The sequence below is a fragment of the Variovorax sp. GW821-FHT09D04 genome (genome assembly GCF_059416405.1).
Genome location: NZ_JBWKPA010000007.1, coordinates 18424 through 33724, shown reverse-complemented (window position 1 = coordinate 33724; position 15301 = coordinate 18424). Strand labels below are relative to the sequence as shown.

15 protein-coding genes are annotated in these 15301 nt (G+C 65.4%); 3 read left to right on the top strand and 12 right to left on the bottom strand.

From position 1 onward, the window contains the following. The 11 genes from AC07O4_RS21080 to AC07O4_RS21030 form a co-directional block, all read right to left on the bottom strand. Positions 1-924 carry a tetratricopeptide repeat protein gene (locus AC07O4_RS21080; protein WP_495305559.1) on the bottom strand — a complete coding sequence of 308 codons (924 nt, stop codon included), beginning with the start codon at positions 922-924 and terminating at the stop codon, positions 1-3. Then, positions 921-1886: a type II secretion system F family protein gene (locus AC07O4_RS21075; protein ID WP_495305558.1), complete on the bottom strand. Its 966-nt coding sequence runs from the start codon at positions 1884-1886 to the stop codon at positions 921-923. Before AC07O4_RS21075 ends, AC07O4_RS21080 begins: the two co-directional genes overlap by 4 nt. Beyond that, positions 1883-2887, bottom strand: a complete 1005-nt coding sequence (locus AC07O4_RS21070) for a type II secretion system F family protein (protein WP_495305557.1) — start codon at positions 2885-2887, stop codon at positions 1883-1885. The genes AC07O4_RS21075 and AC07O4_RS21070 overlap by 4 nt, the downstream gene beginning before the upstream one ends. Further along, positions 2880-4196: a TadA family conjugal transfer-associated ATPase gene (locus AC07O4_RS21065; RefSeq protein ID WP_139704881.1), complete on the bottom strand. Its 1317-nt coding sequence runs from the start codon at positions 4194-4196 to the stop codon at positions 2880-2882. Before AC07O4_RS21065 ends, AC07O4_RS21070 begins: the two co-directional genes overlap by 8 nt. A 3-nt stretch (positions 4197-4199) precedes the next feature. After that, positions 4200-5483: a CpaE/TadZ family protein gene (locus tag AC07O4_RS21060; protein ID WP_493195764.1), complete on the bottom strand. Its 1284-nt coding sequence runs from the start codon at positions 5481-5483 to the stop codon at positions 4200-4202. A gap of 41 nt (positions 5484-5524) precedes the next feature. Beyond that, positions 5525-6898, bottom strand: coding sequence for a type II and III secretion system protein family protein (locus AC07O4_RS21055; protein WP_495305556.1), 1374 nt, complete (start codon positions 6896-6898; stop codon positions 5525-5527). A gap of 48 nt (positions 6899-6946) precedes the next feature. After that, positions 6947-7945: a Flp pilus assembly protein CpaB gene (gene cpaB / locus AC07O4_RS21050; RefSeq protein WP_495305555.1), complete on the bottom strand. Its 999-nt coding sequence runs from the start codon at positions 7943-7945 to the stop codon at positions 6947-6949. Positions 7946-8017: 72 nt separating this feature from the next. Further along, a complete protein-coding gene (locus AC07O4_RS21045) occupies positions 8018-8521 on the bottom strand; it encodes an A24 family peptidase (RefSeq protein WP_260685069.1) in 504 nt (167 codons plus the stop codon). A 12-nt stretch (positions 8522-8533) separates the two neighbouring features. After that, positions 8534-8752, bottom strand: a complete 219-nt coding sequence (locus tag AC07O4_RS21040) for a Flp family type IVb pilin (protein ID WP_313906287.1) — start codon at positions 8750-8752, stop codon at positions 8534-8536. A 373-nt stretch (positions 8753-9125) separates the two neighbouring features. Further along, positions 9126-10523 (bottom strand): L,D-transpeptidase family protein, encoded by a 1398-nt coding sequence (locus AC07O4_RS21035; RefSeq protein ID WP_495305554.1) that lies wholly within the window; start codon positions 10521-10523, stop codon positions 9126-9128. Between the two features lie 77 nt (positions 10524-10600). Continuing rightward, positions 10601-11773, bottom strand: coding sequence for a YybH family protein (locus tag AC07O4_RS21030; protein WP_495305553.1), 1173 nt, complete (start codon positions 11771-11773; stop codon positions 10601-10603). A gap of 205 nt (positions 11774-11978) precedes the next feature. Here AC07O4_RS21030 and AC07O4_RS21025 point away from each other — a divergent pair, with 205 nt between their 5' ends. Further along, complete coding sequence (locus AC07O4_RS21025; RefSeq protein ID WP_495305552.1) at positions 11979-12983, top strand: Bug family tripartite tricarboxylate transporter substrate binding protein; 1005 nt, start codon at positions 11979-11981, stop codon at positions 12981-12983. Between the two features lie 27 nt (positions 12984-13010). Here the strand turns inward: AC07O4_RS21025 and AC07O4_RS21020 are convergent, their stop codons facing one another. After that, positions 13011-13808, bottom strand: coding sequence for an IclR family transcriptional regulator domain-containing protein (locus tag AC07O4_RS21020; protein ID WP_492730959.1), 798 nt, complete (start codon positions 13806-13808; stop codon positions 13011-13013). A 137-nt stretch (positions 13809-13945) separates the two neighbouring features. Here AC07O4_RS21020 and AC07O4_RS21015 point away from each other — a divergent pair, with 137 nt between their 5' ends. Together AC07O4_RS21015 and AC07O4_RS21010 are read left to right on the top strand one after the other, a co-directional pair. Then, positions 13946-14647: a 3-oxoacid CoA-transferase subunit A gene (locus AC07O4_RS21015; RefSeq protein WP_495305551.1), complete on the top strand. Its 702-nt coding sequence runs from the start codon at positions 13946-13948 to the stop codon at positions 14645-14647. Then, entirely contained in the window at positions 14644-15291 is a 648-nt protein-coding gene (locus AC07O4_RS21010; protein WP_139704866.1) for a 3-oxoacid CoA-transferase subunit B, read from the top strand. The genes AC07O4_RS21015 and AC07O4_RS21010 overlap by 4 nt, the downstream gene beginning before the upstream one ends. The last annotated feature ends 10 nt before the right edge of the window (positions 15292-15301 follow it).

Here is a 15301-nt window from a genome sequence, read left to right as displayed (position 1 = left end):
TCATGGAGTCGGGCTCGATGGCAAGGGTGTCGAAGAGGCGGTTGCTGCCGGATTCGACTGAATGGCGGTGCGGACGCCGGAAGGGGGGGACCAGCGAGACGCTTTCAGCGCGAGGGGGGCCGTGGTTTCGTCGGGAAGCGGCATACCAGTCGTGGAGCGCAGGGGCACTGCGGTTGCGCCAGCGCGGAGTTGCTGCGCAGCCTCCTTGACCGCCGAGCGCGCTGTGGGAGACATGCGGTTCGCGTCCATCATGGCGGTCGCTTGCTCTTGCTGATTGGTGAGCTCGAGATACAGCGCCAGATTGGCTTGGGCCTGCGCACTGTCCGGCCGCAGTTGAAGTGCCTGCATCAACGGAAGCCGTGCTTCCTCGGTCGAGCCCGCACGCAGATGGGCATAGCCGAGATCGCTCAACAGCAGTGCATCGGTTGGGGCGTGGCGCTGGGCCTGCTTCAGAAGCTGTATGGCTTCGGGGTAGTTGCCACGGGCACCCGCCAGAAGGCCCAGTCCGCGATAGCCAGCGCCTTCAAGCGGCGTGCCCATCAAACGCTTGTAGATGGCTTCGCTCTGCGCCGCCTGTCCTGTCTGCCGCAAGGCATCGGCGCGCAGGCGCGTGGATTCGGGCGACGTTCCCCAGCGCTGCTCCAGGGCATCGATGTGCGCCAGCGAGGCGAACCACAGGCCTTCTCGCTGCATCTGCTCGACAAGCTTGAGGTAGGTCTCTTTCGTGTCGACTGAGTTCCCCGCTTTGGTGTCGGCAGCGGCTTCGGCGGCCATGCGTTGCTGGGCTTCGGCACTGGCCGCGTACTGATCCTTCTGGGTGGCGCACCCAACGAGCGCAAATGCCGTCAGGCACGCTGCGGTTTGTACCGTGATGCGACCCCGCATGCCGCGGAGCTTCCTTCCAGGGAGATGAATGCTCTTCATTTGGCGACTGCTCCAAGAGAACGGAAGACGGCAATGAATCCCGGACCGGCGGTCACTATCACCAGTGCGGGGAGCAATGTGCCCACCATGACGGCCGTCATCTTCACGGTGATCTTTCCGATCCGCTCCTTCATTTCCGAGCGGCGCCGTTCGCGCAGCCGCTCGCCGAATACGCGCAGGGGCTCTTGCACCGCTCCACCGTGGCGATCGACCTGAACGAGCAGCGAAACCAGACCGCGAAGATCTTCATTGCCATGAAGCGTGGCGAGTCGATGCAGCGAGTGCTCGCGTGTTCGCCCTTGGCTGTATTGGCGGTTCGCGAGAGTCAACTCATGGCCGAGCACGCGCAGCACGTGGGAAAAATCGTCGGCCATGATCTGCAGGCTCTGATCGAGGCTGAGGCCCACGCCCTGCAGGAGCTTCAACAGATCCACAAAGAGCGGAAGCTCACGATGGATGCGTTCGCGTCGGCCGGCGGCAATGCGGCCGAGCACCCACTTGGGGATCATGAAGCCGACCACGAGGGCGCCGGCGAGCGCGATGATCATGGCGCGTTCGGCGAGTGCGCCTTTCCAGACGACATAAGCGAACGCCGGCAGGAAGAATGCAAGCAGAAGGCGGGTGACCAGGAAGATCAGTTGCGTCCGCTTGGAGGGGTATCCGCATTGGTCGATGAGTCGTCGGTCCTCGTTGGCCACGAGGGCTCGCCCGACGCGAGAGTCGAGCCAATGAAAAGGGAGTTCGATATCGGTGCGTGGCGGATCGCCCGGACCTGGAGTTGCATCGAGGGGGGTCTTGAGGTCGATCTGCGTCGTGGTGTCCCGTCGAAGCGCGCGGCCAATCACCTGGCCGCTGCGACTGCGGCGAAGCTCTGTCGCGATCAGGGCGCCGGCCGCAATCACCAGCCCCAGTGCCAGGAGTGCAAGGCTGAGAATGGCGAAGTGATTGGAAGTGAAGCTCATGCCAGCTTTGCCAATCGATACAGGAAGAAGGTACCGAGCACCTGCAATCCAGCGGAAGAGAAGATCAGCGTGCGGCCGATCTCATCGTTCCACATGCCCAGGAAGTAAGCCGGGCTGCTCAGGATCATGAAGGTGCCCACGCCAATAGGAAGGAGCCCCAGAATCCAGGCGGAAAGCCGGGTTTCTGCAGACATCGCAACCAGTTCGTGTTCTGCCTGCTCGCGGTCGCGCATGAAGTTGGCCACCCGTTCGAGAAGAAGGTCGGCCCGCCCGCCATAGCGCACGCCAAGGCCGAGGATGGACGCCAACAGGAACATTTCTTCCACCCGCACATTGGTCGCCGTCTGGTGCAACGCACGGTCGAGATCCACCCCCGCACGAACCAAGGCGGCCGAGCGCTCCATGTGCCCGCGCAGAGGCTCCTGCGTCGTCGCAATCGCGAGCTGGAATGCCGCTTGCGTGGAGTTTCCGATGGTGATCAAACGCACCATCGCGTCGATGTATGCCGGCAACTGGCTGATCAGTTGGCGACGGATTTTTTGGAGCCGCAGCCAGACCGCAAAAACCGAAACCAGGACGAGCAGGAACAGAAAACCAACCGCTGCGATTGCCCCGCCGAAGAGCCCCGCCAAAAGGCACAGCACGACGATGCCGACCACGGCAAGCGTGGCGACCTTCGGCGAAATGACCCCGAGCAGCCAGTCGGGCAAGACCGTCTCCATCAGGCCCTTGCGGGCCGGCGTGCCGGTCGTCGCCTCTGTGTTGAGCCAAGGATCCGAAGTGATGCCAGAGACATAGCTGTCCGATGACGGATCGCGCAATGGCATCGGCACATTCGCAACGGACGGCACCGCGTCGGCACTGCTTGCCAGAATCTGCTGCTCAAGGTGGCGCCCGGTCGCCTGGCGGGTCTGCCGGCTTCTTGCCCATTGCCAGAGCAACAGGCCGCCGGCTGCCAGCAGCAGCGCGATGCAGGTCACGATGAGCAGGGCTTCACGCACGGCCTTCTCCGTTCTGCGCGCGTGCCATCGATTGACGGAAGCGGGTGATCTTTGGCGAGTGCGGCGCGATGCCCAGCGAGACCCAGCGATCGCGCTCTTCGCCGTCCGGCGACACGACCGGTTCGTAGCGGTAGAGCTCCTGCATCGCCACCACGTTGTCGTTCACGCCGGTGACTTCGCTGAGCGAGATGATGCGCCGCTGCCCGTTGGAGAGCCGGCCGATCTGCACGATGAAGTCGATGGCGTTGGCAATCTGGCGGCGCAGGCTGACCTCGCTGCCTTGATACCCAGCAAAGCCGGAGAGCATTTCCAGGCGGTACAGGCATTCGCGCGGCGAGCTCGCGTGGATGGTGCCCATGGAGCCTTCATGCCCGGTGTTCATGGCCTGCAGCATCTCGATGACTTCGGCACCGCGCACTTCGCCCACGATGATCCGGTCCGGGCGCATGCGCAGGCTGTTGCGCAGCAGGTCGCGGATCGACACCACGCCGGTGCCGTCGAAGCCGCCGGGGCGGCTTTCGAGGCGCACCACGTGGCTGGTGCCCAGCGAAAGTTCGGCCGTGTCTTCGATGGTGATCACGCGCTCGCGCGAGGGGATGAAGCTGGCCAGCGCGTTGAGCAGCGAGGTCTTGCCCGAGCTGGTGCCGCCGCTCACGAGAATGTTGCAGCGCGCACGCACTGCGATCTCGAGCAGTTGCGCCATACCGGCATCGAAGGTGCCGAGCTTCACCAGGTCTGCGGGTGTCAGGGGCTCCTTGCGGAACTTGCGAATCGAGACCGACAAGCCATCGATGGCCAACGGCTCGATGATGACGTTGATGCGGCCGCCATCGGGCAGGCGCGCATCGACCATCGGGTTCGACTCGTCGAGCCTGCGTCCCAGCGGTGCCAGGATGCGCCGCACGATCCGCATCACGTGCTCGGAATCGGTGAAACGCAGCGTTTCGCGCTCCAGCATGCCGTGGCGCGACACATAAACGTTCTGGTAGCCGTTGATCAGGATGTCTTCGACAGCCGGATCGTTCAGCAGGTCTTCCAGCGGGCCGAAGCCGGCCAGCTCCTTCGTCAGCGCATCGGCGATGAGCTGCATCTCGCGGTCGTTGATCGGCACGCGGCGCAGACGCACGAAGCTGTCGACCTCGAGTTCGACGAACTGCTGGATCGACGCGCGCGACCAGCGGCCGAACTCCGCGCCCAGCTCTTCGATGCGACTCAGCAGGTGATCGTGCGTCCAGCTCTTGATGTCTTGGAACTGCTGGGAGTTGATGAACGCCTGGTCGTCGTCGGCAAATTCGATATCAGTGGACATGGATCAGCCTTCGTTATCTCTCTTCCAGAGCCCCGTGATCTGCGCCATCAGTGCCACCCAGCGTGGGTCCTTGGCAGGCGGTTGACCGGAGACGGACATGTATTCCTGGTGCAGGGTGCGGGCCAGGCCGCCGACGGCCTGTGCATACGGATCGTTGCGGGCGGTGCGCACGAGCATTTCGCCGCGGCAACCGGCGGCGAGCAGCTGGGTGCTGCGCTCGGGCAGCACGTGCTGCAGCGGCAGCTCGAGGCGTTCGGCGATGTCCTTGGCCGACAGGCCGACGCGAGCGTCGAACTTGTTCACGACCAGAGTCATCCGCTCGGTCTCGACATTGCGGGCGCGCAGCTCCTTGAGCATGTTGGCCGTCGAGACGATGGCGCCGATGCTCTGGTCGCACACCACCCACGCGTTCTGTGCTTCGCGCACGGTCTGGGCGATGAAGTCGATGGTCGAGAAGCCGCCGAGGTCGGCGATCTGGAAGTCGAAGAAGTCGGCTAGGCGACGGATCAGCGAGACGGAATCGGCGTGCGAGATCTCGCGCACCTGCGCCAGATTGGTCGGCAGTGGCAGCACGGCGACGCCGCTGGTGTGATGCGCGAGTGCCGTGTGCAGCAGGGTCTGGTCGAGGCGTCGCAGGTTGCGCACGCCATCGACGAAGCTGAAACCGCTTTGCGTATTCAGGTACAGCAGTCCGTCGCGTGCGGGTAGGCCCAGGTCGAGTAGCGCCACGCCATGGCGGCCGTTGCGGCCTGGCGTGCGTGCCGGCGCTTGCCCCAGTTGGTCGTACAGCGTGAGCGCCAGGCTCGTGGCCAGCGTGGTGACGCCCAGGCCGGCACGCGCGCCCAGCAGGGCCAGCGTGCTGCCACGCAGGCCCCCGGGGAGCGAGCGCCGCTTTTCGAGAAGCGCGCGCAGGGTGCCCACGGCTTCATCGGGCGTGGCCGAGAGGTCGATGAAGTCGTCCACACCGGCGCGAAGGGCGGCCAGCATCGCCGCGGGTTGCGACGACACACCGGCGGCCAGCACGGGCAGGGTGGGCCAGTCGCGCTTCAGGCGTTGATGGAGCTCGCTGGCTGCGGTGGCTTGCTCGGGAGAGAAGTCGATGAACACAGCCACGGGGCCGAGCAAGGAAATGCGCTCGTCGATCGTCTTCGTGTCCTGGCTCAGGACGACGACTGAGCCTTCGTGGCTCAGGGCGTCTGTCAGCCAGGTGATGTGGCCGCCGTTGGCTGACGCGAACAGGTAGGTTTCGCTGCCAGTTTCCGGAAGGTTGTCGCGTGGGGCGTTCATGGTGCCGTTCTGCGATGTGCGATTCGTAAGACCGTCATCCATCAGCGGGAGAAGCCCGGCACCGCCGTGTTGGCTGCGCCGCCGAGGAAATGCGAACGCCACACGGGGCCGTCGCGCTGCTCGGCGCCGCCTGGGAGGTAGGGCGTCAGATCGGTGTTGCGGGCAATCGGCTTGACCAGATGCGGGGTGACGAGGATCACCAGTTCCTTCTCGCTCATCTGGTACTTGTTCTGGCGGAAGAAGGTGCCCAGGATCGGCAGGTCGCCAAGAAGCGGGACCTTGTCGACATTCGAGGTGGTAGTGCGGCTGACGAGGCCGCCGATGATGAAGCTTTCTCCGTCTCCCAGTTCTACCGTGGTGTCGGCGCGCCGGGTGCTGATCGCGGGTACGGCGACGCCGCCGATGCTGAGCGAGTTGGTGTAGTCGAGGTCGCTGGCTTCCGGTGCCACCTTGAGCACGATGCGGTCGTTGGACAGCACCGTGGGTGTGAGCGTCAGGCCGATACCGAAGGGCTTGTACTCGATGCTCGTGGTGCCCAGACCCTGAGGAGCTGGAACGGGCAGTTCTCCGCCGGCCAGGAAGCTGGCGCTCTGGCCCGACATTGCGATCAGCGTGGGCTCGGCGAGCACGCGCGCCATGCCATTGCCCTCAAGAAAGCCGACGTTCAGCCCGATACCGGCCTTGCCGAAGTTGAACAGAAGGCTGAAAGCTTGTGCGAGAGGGTTGCTGTATTCACCACTGATACTTCCATCCGACGCGAAAGTTGCAGACTTCAGTGACGACGGTGTGAAAGAACCAAAGCTGAATCCATTGGAGTTGGCGCGCGTGCTGAAGATGTTCAGACCCGCCTGCTTGAGCACACTCCGGTTGAACTCGACGACCTTCACTTCGACCTGAACGGTGTTGCTGCGCACGTTGACGACAGAGCGGTCGATGAGTTCCGTCTTGTCGCCCGCGCCCGCCAGGGCCGTGTCGCGTGCTTGCTGGTGTGCCGCGACGCTGTCCATGGCGCCGGAGACTGTGGCGTTGCGACGCCGCACTTCGACGGCATAGGTCGTCGCCGCTGCGTTGCCTTTTTCCCAGACCATCAGCGTGGTGCGTCCTGCAGCCTTGCCGGTGATGATCAGTCGTGCCGCGGGAGAACTTGGTGTCTTGCGGGTGACGGTGACGGCCGCGACGGCCTCGTCGGCGATGGCCATCCGCTCGATGCCCTTGTCGATCAGAAGCTCCTGCTGTGTGCCCGCATTGAGAATCAGCGGCCGCTGGGGCTGTGTGCGCACAGCCTGGGTGTCTGCGGCATTGGCGGCGAACGGCCAGGCGGCCTGGGCCAGCGCACACAAGGCGATCAGCGACGAACGCAACAGCGGCGGGGCGCCCGCAGGGCTGCTCGACGGTTCGCGTGGCGTGTAGGGCATGTGGCTTCTTTCCTGGATGACGGACGTGACGGCTGAAGTGCGCTGCACTCAATAGCTCATGGTTTCGCTGCGGTCGCCGCGAATGACTTCGACTTGAAGGCCGCCGCGAGCGGTACCTGGTTGGGGTGCCCGTGTGCCAGACGAGATGGCGCGGGCTTCAGTCAAGGCTGGGCGACTGGCGACGTTCTTGCCGCCGGTCACAAGATCGAGTGCCGTCAAACCTGCCTGTGCACGGTCAAGTCCTTCCAGAGGCGGGCGGCGAGGCTCGCCGGGCCGGATCGAGGCGGGCTGCAGTGCGGTCGGGAGATCGGCAAAGAGTTTGGGGTCGGGTTCTCCCGTGTCGTTGGGGTTGCGCAGCGCCAGCATCAGTCGACCGGTTGCATCGCCGATCGTGAGGCGGTTCACGTCATCGACGGGCACCGCCAGTACGGCGGTGCGGGCAGGCTCGGTGCGCTGGGCTTGTTGTTGCTGCTTGTCCGCCGTCTTCGAAGGAAGACCATCGACGGATGCCGAACCGAAGGCGAGCACGCGCTTGCGCGAGAGAAGCAGGCGTGCCTGACTGCGATCGACGTCCTTGCCGTCCGACTTCAGCGTGATGAACACGTCGACGAAATCTCCGGGCTGAATCTTGTTGCCGACACCCATGATCTCGTCGGCCTTGACAGCGACTGCGCGTTCGCCTGCTCCCACGCGAAGGGCAAGGCCCGAGACCAGTTGGTTCTCCATCACGGGCGTGCCCTCTGAGAGATCGAGTACCGGAACGCGTTCGGCCGCTGCTGCCACCTCTTGAAAAGCGCCCGCAGGATTGACGGTGAGATGCTCGACGCGCAGGGCATCTGCTGCAATGACTTGACCTGCGGGCAGCGGCTTGGCGGCGACGACAACGGGGTAGGTAACTGCGGGCTGGCTCTTTGTCTGCTCGCTCCCTCGTTCAGAGGCCGCAGGGGCCTTTGGTGTGGGCTGCCGACCGAGCATCCAGGCATAGACCCCCAGCAGGATGGCCAACAGAACCAGGATGGCAGCGATGATTTTGGTGAGATTGATCATGGGCGGCGGAGGGAAGGGGAGCAAGCGATCATGAGGAGGGAGATGAAGGGCCTGCGAAACGCAGCAGAGCGGCTAACTCTCTCGTCCCCAAACCATCCACACCACGGCGGCCAAGGCCAAGTAGGCCGCGTAGGGAATGATGCGAAGCCGGCGTGCCGGCGTATTGGATTCGGTGGTACGCGACGGACCCGCGAGCATCGAGGTCAGCCGAGGGAAAAGAGGCCAGCGCTCCAGATAGCGCCAAAGCATCGCGTGAGCGCAAGCCAGCAAACTGGCGATGACCCAGATCGGGATGAAGGCGGAAAACCCGACCCACAGCCCCAAGGCTCCTGCGAACTTCACGTCACCCGCCCCCATGAGGCCGGTGGCGTAGAACAACAGAAGAAAGCCGAAGCCTGCTGCTCCACCAAGGAGCGCCGCTTGCCAATCGAACCCGAGAGGCCCTGTCCCCAGCGCGAGTGCCGCAACTGAAAGGGACGCGCCTGCGACCACAAGCCAGTTGGGGACGCGGCGCTGCTGAAAGTCATAGGCGGCGACAAGTAGCAGCCATAGCAAAAAAGTCGCCGTCAAGATCATCGCAATCGACTTTCAAGTCGTCACGATCTTGGCGAGTTCGGTCGAAATCTTGGTGAAGATGGCACCCAATTTGGAGCCAATCGTGGGAAGAGATACGAGGATTGCAATGGAAATAAGCCCTGCAATCATTCCGTATTCAAGTGCAGTAGCACCCTCTTCATCACGCAGAAAACGAGTAATAGAACTAAGCATGGTGATCTCCTGAAAGGAAGTGTTAACAAAGGCTGGCACGGTGGATGTTATACAGCGTAACTCCGTGTATCAACAGGAGAAACACGCCGGATCGAGTCCCGGATGTGCTACTCGGAGGGGTAAAGCAGGAAGGCGGCCAGCCTCGTTCGGCCCCCACAACGGGGCAGAAAAGGTCACTTATTCACAGTCTGGAGATGTTCGTTTCCCTCTGTAAACCGCATGCAGCCTTGCATGGACGAGGGGAACACGTTACGGGCGCGGGAACGTCCGGAAGTTGAGCGTTACGGGAACATGCCCGTTACGTGTTACGTAGCGCGGTACCTAGGAGTGCAATTTGTAACACTCGACAAGGCGGCTCCGTTTGGGCAATAAATCACACTTTTGGGGCCGAGACCCCTTCGGTGATGTGGGCTCAGCCGAGGATTTCTTCGTGGAAGAGCTTCCACTCGCCGCCCTGGCGCAGCCAGTACTGGCGGCGGGTGCGGCCGTTCTTCTCGCCCTCGAACACCTCGCCGAAGGTGGCGACCATGGTGTCCTCGGTGTCGCGCCAGTGCAGGTACGACGTGTCCTTGATTTGCACTCGTTTACCTTGTGCGTAGGTCAATTCGTCACGGAGTACCGTATCGGCGTCGACGGGCTTGCGGCTGGCGCGCTGGAAATCCGGCAAATAGAATTTTTTCAATTGCGCTTCATTGCCGCTGGCGCGCGCGTCTTTCCAGGCGGTAATTGAATCGGCGAATTTCTTTGTTTCTTTTTCGGCCTGCGGCTGCGAAATCCATTGCAGGCTGCGCGCGGTGACGACGGGGGTGGCGCCGATCTGGACCTTGCGCAGCAACTGCTTGAGGTCGGGGTTGGCCATGACGACGCAACCGTCGCTGGCCAGCGGCGCCCGCGCGAACTGCTGGGGCGGGGTGCCGTGCAGCCAGATGCCGCTGCCGGTCTTGCCGCGCCGCACGTCGTACGGGTTGGGGTAGTTGATGGGCAGGGCGCCGGCGCCGTAGAAGTCTTTCAGCGAGCGCGGGTCGAGGCTGCTGGTGATGTGGTACACGCCCAGCGGGGTGCGCGCGTCGCCTTCGACGGCCTTGTCGGTGCCCGACTTGCCGACCGAGATGTAGTAGTCGGCGACGAGCTTCAGGCCCTTGTCGGAGTTCTCGAACAGGTACAGCCGCGAGCGCGAGGCGTCGACGGCAATGGCGAAGCGGCTGCGGGTCGAGAGGGTGAGGAACTGCGAGGGCACGGTGCCGGCGGGCGGGCGTTCGCGCAGGGCCTGCAAGCGGCGGCGCGATTCCTCGTGCAGCTCGACCATGGCCGGGTTGCCGCGCAGGCGCGCGATGCCGGCGGTGTCGGGCATGGCGTTCGAGGGCGGCACCTGCGCCGCGAGCAGGTCGCCGTACACGAGCTGCGCGAGCTGGAAGTTCGGGTGGTCGCGCACGAGGGTCTGGGCCTTGGCCAAAGCCTCGCGGGTCTTGCCGCGGCCGAACAGTTCGTAGACGCCGATCAGGCGGGCTTCGGCGCCGCTGGCTTCCTGCAGCGGCGCGGCGGTTCTGGCGGTCTTGCGGGCCGGGCGCGTGGCACTGGCGTTGTCCGCTGCGACGGCGGACCGCTTGCCCTTGGCTTGCAGCTGCGTCTTGCTGGCGCCGCTACCGGCTTTGGCGCCTCGGGCTTCCTTGGCGGACGCACGGCTGCCGCCCGCCTTGGCGGCCTTGGTGCCGCTGGTCTTGGCGTTGGCCGACTTGCTGCTGGAGCTGTTGCTGTTGTTGGCTGCGAGCGCGGCGCCGGGCGTGGCCAGCAGGAGCGCAAAAGCGGCCATCAAGGCCGCGAGCAGCTTCCCGCTCCGCAGCGGGAACGGGAGGGTCTGAAGCCGGCCGTGCCGGACGATGTCTGCCACTAGCCGCCGACGCTTTCCTTGCGAATGTGCCACTGGTTGCCGGAGCGTTGCAGCTCGAGCGTCTTACGGCTCGCGATGTTGAGGTTGTCGGCGCGGTAGATCTGGCGGAACTTGGCGGTGGCGGTCTGTCCGTCGACCTTGATCGCGAGGTTCTCGAGGTTCACGCTGATGCTGGACTTGCCGACGATGCGGGCGCGGCGGTCTTCTTCCCAGGCCTTGCGGCTCTGGCCGCCGGCGGGCACGAAGTCGCTGCCGTAGGCGGCGAGGTAGCGGTCCATGTCCTGGCTGGCCCAGGCCGAGGCCCAGCCGCGCACGACGGATTCGATCTCGGCGTTGGAAGCCGGGGCTGCAGCAGGCGCTGGTGCCGGTGCCGGTTCAGGCGTCTTGGCGACCGGCGTGGGCGCTGCGGCCACCTTGACGGGCGGTGCGACAGGCGCGGCAGCGGGTGCCGGCGCGGGCGCAGGCGGTGCCTTGGCGACGGGCGCAGGAGCGGGCACGGGGGCTGGTGCCGGTGCCTTGGCGACCGGTGCGGGCGCAGGCGCCGGGGCAGGCTTCGCAGCCGGAGCCGGTGCGGGCGTCGTCGTGGCCGAGGCCACGAGGGTCGAGCCCTTCGAGCCGGCCGCCGGCGGTGCGGTGAAGAGCGTGCGGATCACGGCCAGCTTGGGCTGCACCGCGGTGTTGTTCTGGTCGAGCTGCAGCGCCTTGCTGTAGGCCTGGCTGGCCAGCCGCGCATACACGTCGCCGAGGTTTTCCTGGGCGGTGGCGTAGCTGGGGTTGGTGCGAATGGCGCTTTCGAGGGCGTTGCGGGCCTTGTCGAACTGGTTCTGGCTCGCGTAGATGACGGCGAGGTTGTTGAACGGCTCGGGCAGCTCGGGCGCATCCTGCGTGAGCTGGGTGAAGGCGGCGATGGCCTCGGCGCGCTTGCCGGTGTCGAGCTGGATCACGCCCTTCAGGAAGCGCATCTGCGGATCGCGCGGCTTGTCCTTGAGGAAGGCCTCGGCCTTGGTCATGGCCTCGTCGAGCTTGCCGGACTGCATCAGGCGGTCGACCTCTTCGTGCTCGGTCGCGGCCAGCGCGGGAAGCGCGGCGCCGCAGGCCGCAACGGCCAGGAACAGGGCGCGCACGGTGGGAGAGAAGCTGAAGCGGGCGCGAGGCCGGGGGCTCTTGGGCATTGCGGACAAGACCTCGTTGGTGGGGAAGGGGAATGCGGCAGGCATTGTAAATGCGCCCGTCACCTCTGGATACCAAGCTGACGGAGCCCTGCGATGGTCCTATTCACAGTTGTGCCGAACTTGTGCACTGCATCATCATCATGTAACGTCTCGTAAGCAAAATGCACGTGTTTACCCTGATTTTTCCAACCCTCCGGAGTCCGTTTTGAAGATCACCAAACGCCGCCTGCTCGAAGGCGGCGCTGCAGCCATTGCCACCTCGCTGTTCACGCCGGCCTCGTGGGCCCAGCGCGCAGCAGGCGGCGATGCCGCCTGGCCAACCAAGCCCGTGCGCATCCTCGTGGGCTTTCCGGCGGGTGCCTCGCCCGACCTGGCGGCGCGCGCCATCGCGGAGCCGCTCTCGAAGCTCCTGCGCCAGCCGGTGACGGTGGAGAACAAGCCCGGCGCCAGCGGCAATCTCGTGGCCGCCGAAGTGGCCAAGGCCACGGACGACCACACGATCGGCGCGCTGATCAACGGCAACCTCACGATCGCCAAGCTGCTGAACCCCTCGCTCGATTTCGACCCCGAGAAAGACTTCGCCCCCGTCGGCCTGATCGGCACCGCGCCGCTGGTGCTGGTGGTGTCGGGCAGCGCCACGGGCAAGTCTGCGGCCGACCTGCTGCTGTGGGTGCGCAACCTGGGCAGCGCCGGCAAGTACGGCACGCCGGGCGTGGGCACGGTGGGCCACCTGGGCATGGAGCTGCTCAAGAGCCGCGCGGCCATCACCGCGCAGCACAAGCCCTACACGGGCAACCCGCAGGTGATCGCCGGCATCCTCGCGGGCGAGATCCAGCTGGCGCTGCTGCCGCCCGGCCTGGCGATGCCGCACGTGAAGTCGGGCAAGCTCAAGGCCATCGGCGTGACCTCGCCCGAGCGCAGCCCGCTGGTCAACGAGCTGCCGACGATCCGCGACGCCGACGTGCGCGGCGCCGACCTCGAGATCTGGACCGCGCTCGCTGCGCCCGCGAGCATGAAGCCGGCCGCCGTGGCCCGGCTGAACGCCGCGCTGGTCGAGGTGATCAGTTCGTCCGAGGTGAGCGGCGAGCTGCTCAAGACCGGCTGGCAGGCGCAGCCCGGTTCGCCCGACACGCTGGCCAAGCGCATGCGCGCCGACACCACGCGACTGGGCGGCGTGATCCTCATGAAGGGCATCCGCTCCGAGGCTTGAGCCAACGCCGGAGCGATCGCGCTGCGGCTACAGCAGCGCCGACACCTGCCGTGCCGCATCGATCAGCGCCGGCAGCATCGTCTCCTGCATCACCTTCGCACTCGTGCGGTTCGCCTGCCCGCTGATGTTCAGTGCGGCCACCATGCGGCCCTGCCGGTTCACGATGGGCGCGGCCACGGAGATCAGGCCTTCTTCCAGTTCCTGGTTCACCAGGCACCACTGCTGCTTGCGCGCCTGGGCCACCTTGGCCATGAGCGCGTCGATGTCGGTCACGGTGTGCTTGGTCAGCGCTTCGAGGTTCGAGGCCTCGAGGCGCGCGCGCACCTCGTCGTCGCTCAAGTCGGCCAGCAGCAGGCGGCCCAGCGAGGTGCAGTACGCCGGCAGCCGCGAGCCCACGCCCAGGCTGATGCGCATGATCTTCTGCGTCGGCACGCGCAGCACGTAGACGATGTCGGTCGCGTCGAGCACGGCGGCCGAGCACGACTCCTGCACCTGCTGCACCAGCGCCTCCATCACGGGCTCGGCGCGGTTCCAGATCGGCATCGACGACAGGTAGGCAAAGCCCAGGTCGAGGATGCGCGGCGTGAGCGTGAAGAGCTTGCCGTCGGTCACCACATAACCCAGCGTCTGCAGCGTGAGAAGAATGCGCCGCGCCCCCGCACGCGTGAGGCCGCTGCCGGCCGCCACTTCGCTCAAGGTCTGGTGCGGTGCGCTCGCGCTGAACGAACGGATCACCTGCAGGCCGCGCGCAAAAGACTGCACGTAGCTGTCGCCAGGGGCGGGCGTGTCGGCGGTGGAAGTGACGGAAACGGGGTGGGTTGCCATGGCGAGCGATCCTCTCTAAAATTCATTATACGAACAAAAGTTCTTTAGGCGAACAAATTGCGGTTTGCGAGGGTTCGTGAATTCGGCAGGGTGTTCGCACCGTTCGGTTTCTTCCTTCACTCCCGGAGACAGGCTTCATGATCAACAAGATCGCGCGCTCGGTCGCCGATGCCCTGACAGGCATCCAAGACGGCGCCACGGTGCTCATCGGCGGTTTCGGCACCGCCGGCATTCCAGGCGAACTCATCGACGGTCTCGTCGAGCAGGGCGCCAAGGACCTCACGGTCGTCAACAACAACGCAGGCAATGGAGAGACCGGCCTGGCGGCGCTGCTCAAGGCCGGGCGCGTGCGCAAGATCATCTGCAGCTTTCCGCGCCAGGCCGACAGCCAGGTGTTCGACGGCCTGTACCGCAGCGGCAAGCTCGAGCTCGAACTCGTGCCCCAGGGCAACCTCGCCGAGCGCATCCGCGCGGCGGGTGCCGGCATCGGCGCCTTCTACTGCCCCACGGGCTACGGCACGCAACTGGCCGGCAACCGCGAAACGCGCGAGATCGACGGCGTGCAGTACGTGCTCGAGTACCCCATCCACGGCGACGTGGCGCTCATCAAGGCCGAGCGCGGCGACCGCTGGGGCAACCTGGTCTACCGCAAGGCCGCGCGCAACTTCGGCCCGGTGATGGCCATGGCCGCGAAGAAGACCATCGCCACCGTGCACGACATCGCCGAGCTCGGCACCCTCGACCCCGAGACCATCGTGACCCCGGGCATCTTCGTGCACCAGGTGGTGCGCATCGAACGTGTCGCCACGCAAGCGGGTGGCTTCAAGAAGGCAGCATGACCATGGCATACACCCGTCGCACCAAAGATCAGTTGGCAGCCCGCGTCGCACAGGACATCTTCGACGGCGCCGTCGTCAACCTCGGCATCGGCCAGCCCACGCTGGTGGCCAACCACCTGCCGCAGGGCCGCGAGGTCATCCTGCAAAGCGAGAACGGCATCCTCGGCATGGGCCCCGCGCCCGAGGCCGGCGAAGAAGACTACGACCTCATCAACGCCGGCAAGCAGCCCGTCACGCTGCTGCCGGGCGGCTCGTTCTTCCACCACTCCGACAGCTTCGCGATGATGCGCGGCGGCCACCTCGACATCTGCGTGCTCGGCGCGTTCCAGGTGTCGGCCACCGGCGACCTCGCCAACTGGCACACGGGCGAGAAAGACGCCATTCCCGCGGTCGGCGGCGCGATGGACCTGGCCATCGGCGCCAAGCAGACGTGGGTCATGATGGATCTGCTCACCAAGCAGGGCGCGAGCAAGCTGGTGCAAGAGTGCACCTATCCGCTCACCGGCATCGGCTGCGTCAAGCGCGTGTACTCCGACCTCGCCACGCTCGAGTGCACGCCGCAGGGCCTGAAGCTCGTCGACACCGTCGAGGGCCTGAGCCGCGAAGAACTCGAGACGCTGGTCGGCCTTCCGATCGCCGCCTGATCCGTTCCAC